The organism is Deinococcus psychrotolerans, assembly GCF_003860465.1.
Lineage (GTDB): Bacteria > Deinococcota > Deinococci > Deinococcales > Deinococcaceae > Deinococcus > Deinococcus psychrotolerans.
Map to the genome: position 1 here is coordinate 146784 of NZ_CP034184.1, position 13177 is coordinate 159960.

General features: G+C 60.2%; 10 protein-coding genes. 3 read left to right on the forward strand and 7 right to left on the reverse strand.

Annotated elements, in window-relative coordinates; all coding sequences use genetic code 11:
• Nucleotides 1–2: 2 nt before the first annotated feature.
• From EHF33_RS14440 to EHF33_RS14450, 3 genes are read left to right on the forward strand one after another with little or no spacing between them, the layout of a single operon-like run.
• Nucleotides 3–932: a TRAFAC clade GTPase domain-containing protein gene (locus tag EHF33_RS14440; protein WP_124873437.1), complete on the forward strand. Its 930-nt coding sequence runs from the start codon at nt 3–5 to the stop codon at nt 930–932.
• Complete coding sequence (locus tag EHF33_RS14445; protein WP_124873439.1) at nt 929–1792, forward strand: TRAFAC clade GTPase domain-containing protein; 864 nt, start codon at nt 929–931, stop codon at nt 1790–1792. Before EHF33_RS14440 ends, EHF33_RS14445 begins: the two co-directional genes overlap by 4 nt.
• Nucleotides 1782–4169, forward strand: a complete 2388-nt coding sequence (locus EHF33_RS14450) for a GAP1-N1 domain-containing protein (RefSeq protein WP_241191363.1) — start codon at nt 1782–1784, stop codon at nt 4167–4169. Before EHF33_RS14445 ends, EHF33_RS14450 begins: the two co-directional genes overlap by 11 nt.
• 301 nt (nt 4170–4470) lie before the next feature.
• On the opposite strand, the gene EHF33_RS14455 is transcribed toward EHF33_RS14450, so the two are convergent.
• From EHF33_RS14455 to EHF33_RS14480, 7 genes are all read right to left on the reverse strand, one after another.
• A complete protein-coding gene (locus EHF33_RS14455; protein WP_124873443.1) occupies nt 4471–5481 on the reverse strand; it encodes an IS110 family RNA-guided transposase in 1011 nt (336 codons plus the stop codon).
• Nucleotides 5482–5757: 276 nt separating this feature from the next.
• Nucleotides 5758–6840 carry a competence protein CoiA family protein gene (locus tag EHF33_RS14460; protein ID WP_124873445.1) on the reverse strand — a complete coding sequence of 361 codons (1083 nt, stop codon included), beginning with the start codon at nt 6838–6840 and terminating at the stop codon, nt 5758–5760.
• Nucleotides 6841–7283: 443 nt separating this feature from the next.
• Entirely contained in the window at nt 7284–7694 is a 411-nt protein-coding gene (locus EHF33_RS14465) for a hypothetical protein (RefSeq protein WP_124873447.1), read from the reverse strand.
• A gap of 1 nt (nt 7695) precedes the next feature.
• Complete coding sequence (locus EHF33_RS14470) at nt 7696–9372, reverse strand: MBL fold metallo-hydrolase (protein WP_241191364.1); 1677 nt, start codon at nt 9370–9372, stop codon at nt 7696–7698.
• Nucleotides 9373–9462: 90 nt separating this feature from the next.
• Complete coding sequence (locus tag EHF33_RS21495; protein ID WP_241191365.1) at nt 9463–9597, reverse strand: solute carrier organic anion transporter; 135 nt, start codon at nt 9595–9597, stop codon at nt 9463–9465.
• Nucleotides 9598–9823: 226 nt separating this feature from the next.
• Nucleotides 9824–10846, reverse strand: a complete 1023-nt coding sequence (locus tag EHF33_RS14475) for a tyrosine-type recombinase/integrase (protein ID WP_124873449.1) — start codon at nt 10844–10846, stop codon at nt 9824–9826.
• Nucleotides 10847–11763: 917 nt separating this feature from the next.
• A complete protein-coding gene (locus tag EHF33_RS14480) occupies nt 11764–13107 on the reverse strand; it encodes a superoxide dismutase family protein (RefSeq protein ID WP_124874050.1) in 1344 nt (447 codons plus the stop codon).
• Between the last annotated feature and the right edge of the window lie 70 nt (nt 13108–13177).

A 13177-nucleotide genomic window follows, 5' to 3' on the forward strand; every position in this document is an offset into this window, starting at 1 on the left:
GCATGCGCGGGTTGGCGCTGGAAGCTTGCCCCACGTACGCGCCGGCGCTGAAACGAGCCATGAAGGCGCAACCCCAGATCGGCCTTCCGGAGGATGGGGTGCTGTACCCCACATGGACCGGCCACACCCTGACGCCCCATACAGCCAGGATGTTACAGGGAGGCACTCGTCCTATCGTGATTGCCCTGGCAGGGTTGCCAGATGCTGGGAAAACCAGCTTCCTAACCTCCCTCTACGACCGGATCAGGCGTGAGCCTCTCGGTGGACGTGACTTTGCTGGTTCCTACACATTGAATGGTTGGGCCGAGCTCGCCCGCTTTCTGACGTGGCAGGGACCCGTGCCGCCGGCGTATCCGCCACGGACCAGTGGTGACCGCCGTGAACCTGGCTACCTGCACTTGGCATTCCGCGGTCAGGACGACCGCCTCCTGGATCTGTTGATTGCGGATACGCCCGGGGAATGGTTCAAGGAGTGGGCGCAAGACGCAAGCGCTGAAGCGGCGCAAGGCGCGCGCGACACTTTACGACATGCGGACGGCATTCTGCTGTGCATCGATCCCACGCAACTGTCGGGGCCTCAGCGACTGATCGCACGTGGCACGCTTCAACGCTTGGCGGGGCGGCTCGCGAATGCCGAGCGCCACGGCCCTCCTGCCAAACTCGTTGCCGTCTACACCAAATCGGATGCCATCCCAGTCGGCACACAAAGACGGCAGGAGATCCAAGACGTCATGGACGCCTTGGAATCCCGATTCCCGAATCACTCTTCCTTTGAAACTGTGTCCACGTTCGAGCAGGGCAGCGAGGCAGGCACCGGCGTTCTAGAGAGCGTCGCAGCCATCCTTGAGGCCATCCTTGCACCAAGGGTTCACGTGTCGGCATCAGGTGACCGGGAGGCTCGTCTGGCGAGGTTCATAAAGGAAGGCGCATGAGTGAGGTCTTGTTGCTGGGAGTGAGTGATGCGGGAAAGACCGTCTATGGCGCGCAGCTCCTCGGGAGGTTCGAGAACCCAGACGTGAGCACGGCCCTGCGACTCCGGGACACCCCGGAAAGCTTCAAGGCGTTGCAGGCAGCTCAGGAGGCCCTGCAGCAGGGACGCTACCCCGTGCGAACTGCCTACGATACGCAGGAGACGATCAGCCTGCCGTTGGTGGACGGCTCTGAGCGGGCCATCGACATGCTGTGGCCGGAGTTTGCTGGAGAGGCATTCAAGGACGTTGTCGTTGACGCACGCCACCTGTCCAAGTCGTGGGTCCAGCGCACGACTGGAGCAGATGGTGCGCTCCTGATGATCCGTCCCTCGCTTGAGAGTGAGGCACCCGGGGTGCGTGCGACGAATAGTGGGGTCACTGAACGCACCCCGGGGACAGATACGCAGCAACCCGCGGCCACCGTCTTGGCCCCAGACGCCCAGTACGTCGAGGTACTGCAATTGATGCTCTTCGCCCGTGGCTGGGCACGGCAGGCGAGGGTGCGCTGGCCGCTGGCTGTGGTCCTGAGCTGCTGGGATGAGGTCGATCCCGATGGCCGCCTCTCGCCCCCACAGATGTTGGCCGACCGCTACCCTTTGCTCCACATGTTCCTGAAGGGAACCTGGTCGGCAGTCGACGTGGAGGTGTTCGGTCTGAGCGCCACAGAACGCCGCTTGCAGCCGGGTACGGACGGCCACGACGAAAGGTTCGTGGACGCCGATCCCAGCCGTCAAGGGTATGTGGTCACTCGAAACGGTGACCGGAGCCCGGACCTGACCCTACCGATTGCCTGGCTTCTGGACCGGGCCCATGGTGCTTGATTGGGCGGTCTACGGGTACCGGAGCCAAGGCGGTCATGGGTGGTTGCGTGGCAGTCTCACTCCATCCAACCTCACGTCCACAGATGACGCGCAGCTCAAGCGCTTCACGGACCTTACCCCCCACTACGCGGAGCAGGGCGAGTGGACACCTTACTTCGCTGCTCGTCCAATCGGCGGCCGCTATGTCCTGACGTTCACACAACCAGAGCCCCAGGCGAAGCGGGCGGGGAGCGTGATCACGCGCCTGCTCTCCGCGCCGCAGACCTTGTTTGGCGAACTCGCTGATCTGCGTCCCCTGCTCACCCTGCTCCGCGAGTCAGCAGCGTTCGATGCCTCGACAGGTGAGCCGCTCGAGCTGCCTGAACCGGAGCAGGGTGAGCTTCTCTCGCTCGAAGAGGGGGCTGAGGTCGCCGCGTTGTTCGTCTCGACAAGGGGGAAGCGCATCGTGGTGCCGTCGGTTGAGCTGTGGCACGACCGACTGCCCTCTCTGTGGGCATTGTTGTGGCCGGAAGCGCGCAGCATGCTCAGCTTCCGCCCCTATCTGACGCCACAGGTACTCCCCGACGCCCATGAGCCGCCGGATGTGATTGTGCTTGCGCAGGTTGGGCCTGTGTGGCAGACGCCTGAGTGGTCGTTACGGACTTTCCATGCTGATGTCAACATGCCCGCGATTCCCGTGCTTGAGGCACTGATTCAGGTCACTCCGGGACCCGCGGATGGTGTCGTTCACGCAATGACAGGAAGTATCCGCGACTTGCATCGTGCTCACGCTGTCGCCTCTGCCTTGGAACGTCTTGAGCAGCACGGAAGTATCATCGATGCTGCCTACGCCCTGAGGTTCCTGCCCGCTCTTTCCCTGCGGCCCGATTTCCAGTCTGCCACCGTAGAGGCCCTGCGGCAGAGCATTATCCGGCTGCTTCCTGATGCGGCGCCAGACGCTCTGCTGCCTCTTCAGGAGTTACCACGTCTGAAAGGGCTCCCAGAGGCGATCCAAGTCTGGATCACGCAGCGTGCGCCGGGCGAAGCAGACATCGTGAAGGTGCTCCGCCTCGCCGCACACCCAGCTGGATGGTTCGAGGTAGCGGTACGAAAAGGCGTTGCTGGCCTGACAGCTGATGCTGCTCTGGCGAGACGCTTGATCGCTTGGTGGAGCCATGAAGTGGAGGCCCGCTGGATTTTTGAGGTTCTGCCCAGAGCGTGGGACCCTGTACTCGCCAGTGTCGTTGGAAGGAGTGACATCGAAGACGCCCATGAGCTTCAGGACGTGGCCCGACGACGGCAGCTGTGGCAACTACATGCGGCCCTGGCGGCCAAGCAGGGGGCCGGGGCTCTGGACGCCATTCTGGCGCATACGCCCTCCCCCCAACTGTCCGCAACCCTCGAGGTCGCGCGCGGTGTGATCGGAGACGAAGCGTTCCTGGGCTGGGCTGTCACAACAACCTCAACAGCAGCACACACCGTTGCTGCACACGCAGTGGCATCAGACCACACGTTGATGGCGGGCCTGGACATCGGTCAGGCCGGTTGGCTGGAGGTCTGGGCGGCTGCGCTCGAGCATCTGATCGATCCTTTTGTTGAAGTCCCTCAGCCGACGGTCGTGATGCGAAACCTGCTGGATGTCGTGATCTCGGGTCAATCTGTACCAGGCATGCTGCTGCAGCGTTTAAGTCGTACCGCTGAGGCGAATCTTCTCGGGTACTCAGGGCTGACACAGCTTTGGGACGCTCTGCCAGCGGGCTTCCATGACGAAACGGTCGCGGCGTTCCTGAGGAGCGCAAAGGATCCAGGCCCCACGTTCCCGAAGTTGCTCAGAGCGCTCCAGGCCCGCTTGAAGGGCGCAGCCATATCGCCTGCAACGGCCAGGCGCCTGCTGCGCGACCATGGACGCGTGTTGGCAGGCGATGAGGTGGGAATGTTGACACGCGTGTTCGGTGAAGCCTTCTCCCGAGATGTTGTTGACCTGGTCGAGGATCTCCCTCAGTGGAACAACGGACAACAGCGAACGGGACTGCTCGCGCAGATGGGTGACAGAGCTTTATGGCTCTTCCGCGTCAGATTGTCCCCTACGGAACAGGTGCGTCTTGCTGCCCGGCTTCATCACAAGCTGGAAGAAGCGACCTGGTGGAGAGCCTTCCCAGAGTTGACGGCTCAAATCGTTGGCGACGGACCAGCACGCGTCTGGCAGAGGGCGGGAGGATCCAAGAAGCACCTGGCCACCTCAGGATCTGTCCTTGATCAATGGACAGATGTGGCAGGCCTCCTACGGGCAGGACACGATCCAGGTGTGCAGGCAGTGCTGCGGGAACTGGAGACTGGAAGGCCAGGGAATACGGATCTGTCTGCCTTAATCAGCACCTTCCCTGGTCGCTCAACATGAACACTTCGTCCAGGAATGCTTTGATACGTGAACCCACGTGTTCTTAGAGGGCGTCTTGGATATTGAGGGTGACCCAGTTTTGCGGTTCTTCCGTTGATTCCGTGCAGCATGTCAGCTCGCGAACAAAACACGTTGGCGGAGCGTTTCAAATGATCCCCGCCTGTACATCTGGCGCTTGATCAACTTGATTTTAAAGCTGTCCAGCACGTGTTTGCTTTGGGTTCATACCCTCATTTTGAGGGGCAAAGCTGTGCTGGACAGCTTTTTCGTAAACCGCAAATACTGTGTTGATCATAGGCTGTCAAGCCGCCTTCAGAGGACGCTGATAGGCCGGGTCAAACGGCTGGGCGGTCTTCAAGACGGCAAAGCAGATCCGCAGGAGTTTGCGTGCCAGCGCGATCAACGCCATCTTCTTCGGTTTGCCCTGCTCAACCAAGCGTCGGTAATACGCTCCGAGTGGGTTTGATAGGCGCGAGACTGTCACAGCCGACATGTACATCGCGCGTCTGAGACGCGCATTCCCGATCTTAGAGATACGACAACGCCCAACCATCGCTCCGGATTGACGTGGAACAGGTGATAAGCCAGCGTAGGCGGTCCACTGCTCCGAGCGGTGCATCTCGTCCAGATGTCCGGTTTCTGACAGCAGCACCGCTGCTGTCAACTGCCCGATGCCTGGCACGGATGCCAGCAGCTCGATCTGAACGTGCAGTCGACCCGGAAGCGCAATGGTGTCCTGGATGGCTGTGTTGAGTTGATCACGCTGCTGAGTGAGCAATGCTAGGCGTTCATCGCACAACCGTACGACCACGTCCTGCACCGTATGGCGGTGGTCGAGTGCATGGTGCCGACCTTTCTCCAGCGTGATCAGCTCGACCACCGCATCTCGCTCGTGAATCAGGGCACGGAGGGATTCGACACAGGCATCGGTGGGCGTCCAGCACGCTGGACGCATGGTGGCCCCATAGCGGGCAATCAACTCGGCATCCATCTTGTCCGTTTTGCCGCGTCGAAGCATACTTTTAGCAAAGTACTTGATCTGTGCAGCATTGACGACGCTCACGGCAAATCCAGCGGTATGGAGGCACACCGCGATGCGCTCCCAGTACACGCCGGTGGACTCCATCACCACCGCCGTCAGGGCTGGAACAGCCCTGTGCAGTTCCAGCCACGCGCACAGCGCCTGATGGCCTTCAGGCGAGTTGCAGAACACACGGACGTCCCCGAGCGCCACGGGCACCCCTTGCGTAGGAACGTCGAGCAGACGGGCGTACAGGTCACTAAGGCCGACATCGAGTCCAAGCACAAACATAAACCCCTCCTACAAAGGGAAAGCATCGTCACTAGCCCCGTTCGGTCGGCGAAATTTTGTGTGCAGGCTTGATGGCCTTGAATACTGTTGCACCTGAACGAAGGGACTCGAGCCGGCCATATTTGCAGTCCGATCTTGGAAGATCAAAGATCTCAACGGGCTTGTTGGCTCGAGGGTGTGACAAGCCCAGCTTCCCACGACTCGGCTCAACACACAAATATCTCAGTAATCCAAGCTCAGGTTCTAGCCTCTGCATGCGTATTGGAAAACCCGTCATCAGTCGAGCAGATTCTGAAGTATCCAGCGCTGACCCACTTCCTGTATCAACCAGGCATGCTGCTCTTGGTTGAGCACTTGATTAACCGTCACCACGCGCCCTTTGGGCCAGGTAAACATCCAACGGACATCTGGCTGACCAATTCCGCTCCGCTCGGCTTCTCTTCGCCAACTATCAAGCTTCGACTGAAACCGGGACATTGAGCCAATACGACCACACCCAGGACAATTGTAGAGGCGGGTGCTATTTGTCGGCCATTCAGTAAAGCGCCGCATGTTTCCCGAATCAGACTGCGGCAGGACCGAGTGAACCCATGCTGCGAGGCCAGTCGTGGTTCCCGGCACTATGACAGCCAACTCCGGCAGACCTGGTGGCGACACCAACACGGCCTCCAGAACCCCACTGCGTCCCCTGCAATCGGACCGGTAACAAGACGTCTCCTGGGCAATGATCGTGAGCTGCACCACGCGCCCCACCTGGGGGAATAAAGCCAGCTGGCCGCCCAGCGCTGCCTCTACCGTCTGACCCAGATTCAGATTGAGCGCAGGAACATGATGCTGATCGTTTAAATAAAGTGCAGGCGTGTCGTGTTGCCAGGGTTGTGCCTGAGCGAGACGGTGTTCGTGCGTAATCATGAACCAAAAGCACCGCACATGGCTTGCTCGGTAGCGGGCTTGCCGAGCAGCCAGTGTCGCCAAGGTGATGCCACTGTGTTGAAGCTCGAAGGCCACCCACTTCTTGCCCTGAAGGCACAGGACATCCGATCGCCACCGCTCTCCCGAGGGGGTGCGGCCACTCGCTTCTACCCTAGCGTCCCACCCAGCAGCCCGAGCAGCGCGCAACATGATGGCTTTGCCCTGGGGATGGAACGCCGTTTCAGGGGCGCTGCTGCACTCACCAACTTTGGCATGGGCAAAGAAGGGTAAGCCCAGGACACTGCGCTTCGGAACAGCGCTGGTCTCGCAGCACGCCATCCGCAGGCCTGGCTGACCCCGCAACGCCTCAAAGGTGTCAGGCGGTAAGTCGATGCTGACCAGTTCTTTTTCACCCAGCAAAGCACGCAGTGGCATGAGATCTTTCATAGATTGGCATATCTTTTGGCATTGGCACGGACCTTGACGACCGCCGAAGTGAATCCATCTCTGAATCTCCCGCACTCTGGGCAAGTACAGGGCTGACGTGTGGCCCATCTAGGCGCGTCTTTGAATGACGCACACCCCCAATATTCTTTGAGCACAGGAGGAAGGAATATGTTGCATCTGATGGAGAAGGGAGAAGGCCGGGTGGCAATTTCCGCGCCATACAACGAAGATTTCGCTGGCCGTGCTCGCAAGATGGGGGCCAAGTGAAGGGAGGTCACGGGCCTGACCAAAGCATGGTGCTTCCCCGCAATGGCGAACTGAGTCACCACGCCCGGTACTTCGATCTCGCAGGCGCAGGGCTCTCCTCCCGCAAATGCTGAGCGGCGAGGTCTGACTTTGACCGGGTCAACCTCCAACACGAGAGGCAGAGCCTGGCAAATGGATTAGGGTTGCCGACGCTGATAAGCCCGCCAGAGCGCATCAAGTTGCCGCGTGCGCTCAGGGGAAGGGGTGTCGAGTGGCCCAGAGAGGATCAAGTTCAACCAGAGGTGCCAAGCATGCTCGTTGCCCGTCAAGGCTTCTGTCCGCCACGCTCTAGCCCTCACCCTCCACTGCTCACGGAGTTGTTGCGCTAAACCCAGCAGCGCCCGCACCTCACGCCCAGACGCCTCCCGCTGATTCAGGGAAAGAGCATTCGCCTGCCACACCCGACAAGCCACTTCAGTCTCATTGCACACTTGATCCACCTGCGCCAACCAATGCAGCGCCGCGCCGAAATCATCTGCCGGTTTGAGCAGCCAGCTCAGCAGCCGCGCTCTGGCCGCGTGCCGCTGGGCCTGCGTGTCAAAGGTCATGTCACGAAAGCTCGGCTTCAATCGGCGGGTCAATCTCTACGCCGGCTTGATCCGTGTCTGTGTCTCGCTGCACCAATTTGATCTTGGTGAGTTTGCCCTTGAGAACTTCGAGCGAATATTCACCGCTCTGAAACAACTCGCCGCTGAGCTTGTCTGGCAATTCCACCACCAGGACGTGATGCTCAGCGTCATAGCTGATCTCTACTTTGGCGCGGGCGTGGCGCTCTTTGGTGGCGGCTAACTTCTTGGTGCTGGCCTGAATAAAGGCCCCGCGCCGATGCCCACCGTCCTTCAGGGCGACCAAATCACCGGCTTTGGGCAGACTGACGTCCATCTTGGTATTCAGATAGCCCGCGAGGTTGTTTCGTGCCGAGACTTCGCCGTGAGTCAAGATCATGCGGCCCGCTGGATAACGGCTGATCAGTCCGATCAAGCCGCCTCGATCAGCGTGGGCGGAGAGATAAAAGCGTTCTACCCGTGAGTACGCCGAGACGGGTTCCAAATTCCCTTTGTCGTTGGGCAGCATCACCTCCCCGCCTTGCTGTAACTCCAAGAGCCGCCGTCCTGGACTTTCAGCGTCTTGATACCCCACCACAAACAGTGCATTGTCAGCGCTGGGGAGCCAAGCACGGGCATACTGCGGACTCGCTCCGGCGTGCAGCATTCCGCTGGAGGCGATCACGACAGCGGGGCGATCTGAGTGGATGATCCGCTCGCGCTCGCACCGATCTTTGACCAGATGAAGCGGCTCACGTAGAAAGGCGGGTTGTCCGCTGCTGCGCTTGAAGTTGTTCAGGCCGTCCGGAAGTTCGTCGAGCATGTCCTCGTAGAGTTCAGTAATCCCGCGTGTCAGACCATCTAAGTACAGCGGCACCTTTGGAATGAGGCCGCTGGTCATGGCCCCCAATAAGACCTGGGTGATTTCCTGAGCGCGGCCCAACGCGAACGAGGGGATCAGTACCCGACCGCCACCGCGCAAGGTTTGACCAATCGCCGTGACAAAGGTTTTGACCTGCTCTTTACGGCTAGGGAGTAAGGTATCGCCGTAAGTGCTTTCACTGACCACGGCGCTGACTGAAATGGGTTCGGCGGGCATGTGGGCGGCGTTGACGACCGGAGTGGCAATATTGCTGACATCGCCCGTGTGGAACACCTCACGCCCACCACTACTGATCAGGACGCTGGCGGCCCCGATTAAATGCCCGCTGGGAATGAGCATGAAACTGTAGCCATGATCGGTGATGGTTTCAAAGTAAGGAATGATCCGCAGGCGTTCGAGCGCCTGCATCATTTGACCGGCGCTAAAGAGTGGGACGCCTTGCTGGGTGCTGATCTTGAGCGTGTCACCGAGCACCAGATTGGCAATGCGGGCGGTGGCTTGAGTGCAGTAGACCAGCATCTTTGGGAAACGGGAAGTGACGACGGGAAGTGCGCCTAAATGATCGAGGTGGGCGTGGGTGAGGATCATCGCTGAAGGCTTGAGATCCGCGAGTGGGGTAAAGTCGGGGAGGGCGGCGTCACCGAGTCGTCCGGGGCGCACGCCCGCGTCAATCAGCAGATTGCCTTCTTTGAGGACATACAGATACGAGCTGGCTCCGACTTCATCGGTGCCGCCGAGGCCCATGAAATGCAGGTCGCTCACCGGATCAATGTCTTTTGCTTTGGCATATTGAGGCACCTGTGGTTGAGAAGATCATCCGACCGATTATAGAAAGACCCCGCTCTCAAGGTGAGGGCGGGGTCAACGGTGCAGACTGGGCGCGAGGGTTTAGTGTCTCAGGGCTGTCAGGAGTGCCGCTAAGCCCATCATCAGCGAACTCAGGGCCAAGATGATCTTGACGATGAGTTCAGGTTTGATTGGCTTTTTGCGGCGGTTTGGCGTATTCTTATGACGTTGATTCATAGGAATATCACCCCCTTCAAGCGCCTAGAGCTGTGAACTCTAGGCGCTTTTTACGCGCGATAGAGTTGACCCCTCTGCCCCAGTTTTCATGCACCGCGTCCCAAACGGGACATAGGTAGAATAGCGATTTTATCGTCTCAGTGCAAGTTTTTTGCGTTAGGTTCGCTTGCGTTCAGGTCAGACAATCCTCTTTTCTAAAGCAGCCGTTCTGTCGCTGAGTCGGCTCTTACCAACCCGACAAATCAGACTTGAGATCGTCCACTGGAAGTGCGGCGTAGCCTTTGCGAGTGGTGTCCACACTCTCATGACCAAGGTGCGCGGCGACCCGTCCGAAGTCTTTGATCTGAGTGAGGAGTTTCGTTCCGGCGTACTTGCGTCCGGGATGGAAGCCTCTGAATTTGACGCCGCCGAGTTTGAAGGCTTTGACGATGTGATAGCGGGCTGTTTCGGTATCGGAGAAGCGGAAGACGTGATCGAGTGTTGTGGTGCGTTGGCCGTCGGTTTGTTCGGTGCCGCCGGGACCGTAGATGGCCCGGTAGTCGCGGCTGGCGCGGGCGAGTGAGGTGCTCATGGCGACGATTCTGGCTTTGCGGCCTTTGCCGGAGGTGACGGTTAAGCGCCGAGCGGCTTCGTCGATATCGGGCCATTTGAGGGCTAAGGCTTCACTGATGCGGAGGCCAGCGTGACTGATAAGCAAGATCAGAAACCGGGCTTGCCCGTCCGCTACCTTTAAGACGTCGTGGAGGTCGTCCTCAGTGTAGGGCGGGCGCTTGACCAGCCCTGGGGTTGGGTCTTTGGGGACGCGCACGTCTTCAAAGGGTCTGGCTTCAGTGGCCCCAGCCCAGCGCAGCGCTCGGTACAGGCAAGAAGCGGCGGCGACCCGGAGCGAAACGCCTGATGGCGCACGGCCCGCCGCGAGCAACGCATTGACGTAACTCTGAGCGTCGTGGCGTCCGGGGCGCAGAAGTCCTACGGCTTGATTTGTGGCCCACGTCAGGAACTGCCGGACGCCGCGTTCGTAAGCAAGTACCGTGTGGGGACTGGTGAGGACGCCGCTGCCGCCCGCGTGACCCAAGTAAGCGGTGGTGAGGGAGACGAGGGCGGTGATGTCTTTTTCTCCAGCGGCTTTGACGGCTCGCCTTTTGAGTTCGTCGTCGTGGAGACCGGTCCAGAGTTTGGTGAGGGCCAGCAAATCGCCTCGGTAGAGGTCGAGGGTCAAGTTTTGATCTTCGGGTATTCTTTCAGGCATAAGGACGATTATGCCTGAAAAGCAATCAGATCGTCTGAACGACCCAACACTCCACGAGTCAAGCCACTTCTCTGGAAAGGAGCAAAATAAGTGCCTTGAACCTTTGAACGTGAAGCTACCGAAGCTCAGCCGTTCGGGGAAGTCTATGTCACGAGTGATCCCACCCCGGGCATCGTTAAGAAACTACCGCACCTCGCCGAAGTCGATCTCGTTCTCCCACACTGCTGCGCGACGCTCGCCACCCTGATTTTCCTGCGCGTCAGCGAAGCGCCAGCCGTCAAGGTGAGCGATATGTAGAGCAAGACGCTGGTCATCTACGGCAAGGGCAGCAAAGTGCGGCGGGTGCCTCTCGGCGCTCGGCGCAAGAACTTGTACTCTCCATCCTTGACGCAGCAGACCATTCCTTCAACTGGCATTACGGCTCGGCCACCTACAGCCTCCTCAAGGTCTTCACTGCTGACAGGGCTATTAACGCCGCACGGAAACACTCTGGCACTTGGGTGTACCGAAGGATTTCATGCAGATGGGGCTGCTTCTGGCCTACGTTTCGCTGGATACCACGCGCCTGCATGTTACGGTGTAGGACAACGACGTATCTCAGGAAGTTGCAGAATGCCAAATCGGACGGGTACTTTAGCCCTCAAGAACATTTGGAGGCCCCTTCACGGCCTTCCTGTGAGGACGAACTTTATCCCCTTAGCGTGACAGTGAGGTCATGGGCCAGTTGCTCCAGCTCATAAATGTACAGCGGCAAAACAGGCCCGCGTGCTGCAGCACCTACCAGCGGAGTGCAGTCCCTCATTGGCAGATCTTTTCTGCAAAGCGTGCAAGCGCTACAAAATCGGAGCAAGATCGTTTCGCGACGCTGGTACAGAGCAAAGGGCAGGACGCCGGTCATCCTGCTCCCGATCCAGCGGCTAGAATTTCCTGAAGCGTGTCAGCTTGAAGGGCGTTTCCGGCGTGCCGCCCGTCAGTTTGTCGAGCTGGCTCTGGGTGCTGACCAGATCGCCGCCCACCATGATCAGGGTGCTGGGATAACGCAGACCCCGTGCCGGTTCCTCGAGTATCATCTGACCGCTGGCGTAGTCAGCGCTGAGCTGCACCTTACTCACCACCTGATCGGCGTTGCGGGCCACGTACAGGGTGCGTCCGTCGAGCAGCAGACCGTCGCCATGCATCAGGCCGCCCATGACCCGGGTTACGGCCTTGCTGCGGGTATCGATGCGCCACAACTCGCCGGTATTGAGCTGCACCGTCAGCAGGTAGCGCCCATTCGGGGTCGCCACGATGCCGTTGAGGTTGATGCCGGGGCCGTACTTGATCGGCGTCTGCCCCAGATCCAACCAGGGCTCGATCTTCATATCCCTGACGCGCCACAGCATGGGCCGGGTCGAGTCGGTCACGTAGACGCTGCCGTCGGGCGCAGCGGCGAGGTCGTTGAGGTACGGATTGGGGCTGGGCGGCGTCATCAGCGTGGCAACCGGCGAGCCGTCGGGAGAGAGCACGCTGACCGCGCCAGTCGCGCCGCCCGCCACCCACAGTCGGCCCTGCGTGTCCACTTTCATGCCCAACGCCGAGGCCCGTCCCAGCGCGCCGCCTCTGGAAAAGAGACTGGTCTGGCCGCTCTGGGCATTCACGGCGTAGATGTCGCCGTTGGCCGCGCTGCCGGTGAAAATCAGGCCGCGCGCCGCGTCGTAAGCAATGCCCTCGGGAAAGTCTTGGGCCCCCGGTAGCAGGTAATCGCGGGCGGCAAAATTGTCACGTGTAATGATTCCGCAGCGTTCGCGCGCCCCGCTCATACCGGACGGATCGGATTTGTAATCGTCGGCCATGGCGTGAACAACAATGGAGCGGTTGAGTATCCCCGTCATGCTGGTGAGGCTGACTTTCTGGGTCATGAAGCTGGCCGAGCCGTTGCCGTCTGCGCCCACCGTGATCATCGGCAGGTCGCCGCCGTGACCGTACTTGTCGTCCGCTGCGGGGCTGTCATGGTTGCGGCTCATGCCGGGGTCGAAGTGCCCGCCCGCGCCGCCGAAGGCCACGACCGTGTTGGTGGCGGCGTCCACGCCGGGGGTGCAGCGTCCGTACTCATGGATGTGCATACCGTGCTGGCCGGGCGTCAGTCCGCTGACCGTCACCGTCATCTGCACGTTCATGCCCGTCTGTTTGAAGGTGGCCTGTCCCAGAACCTGACCTGCCGAATCCCTCAGCGCGGCGGTGGCGCTCAGCGGCGCGGGGGCAGCTGGCATGTTCATGCTCATCCCGGCTCCGCCCGCCGAGGCGAGCCCGAGGGCCAGCAGAGCGATCAAGGCGGCGCGTTTTATCGCAGTC

Bases quoted from the DNA above. Each gene is read 5' to 3' on its own strand.
- EHF33_RS14450 (WP_241191363.1), top strand. From the start codon at position 1,782: ATGGTGCTTGATTGGGCGGTCTACGGGTACCGGAGCCAAGGCGGTCAT.
- EHF33_RS14480 (WP_124874050.1), bottom strand. From the start codon at position 13,107: ATGAGCATGAACATGCCAGCTGCCCCCGCGCCGCTGAGCGCCACCGCC.
- EHF33_RS21495 (WP_241191365.1), bottom strand. From the start codon at position 9,597: ATGAATCAACGTCATAAGAATACGCCAAACCGCCGCAAAAAGCCAATC.
- EHF33_RS14455 (WP_124873443.1), bottom strand. From the start codon at position 5,481: ATGTTTGTGCTTGGACTCGATGTCGGCCTTAGTGACCTGTACGCCCGT.
- EHF33_RS14465 (WP_124873447.1), bottom strand. From the start codon at position 7,694: ATGACCTTTGACACGCAGGCCCAGCGGCACGCGGCCAGAGCGCGGCTG.
- EHF33_RS14445 (WP_124873439.1), top strand. From the start codon at position 929: ATGAGTGAGGTCTTGTTGCTGGGAGTGAGTGATGCGGGAAAGACCGTC.
- EHF33_RS14460 (WP_124873445.1), bottom strand. From the start codon at position 6,840: ATGAAAGATCTCATGCCACTGCGTGCTTTGCTGGGTGAAAAAGAACTG.
- EHF33_RS14440 (WP_124873437.1), top strand. From the start codon at position 3: ATGCGCGGGTTGGCGCTGGAAGCTTGCCCCACGTACGCGCCGGCGCTG.
- EHF33_RS14475 (WP_124873449.1), bottom strand. From the start codon at position 10,846: ATGCCTGAAAGAATACCCGAAGATCAAAACTTGACCCTCGACCTCTAC.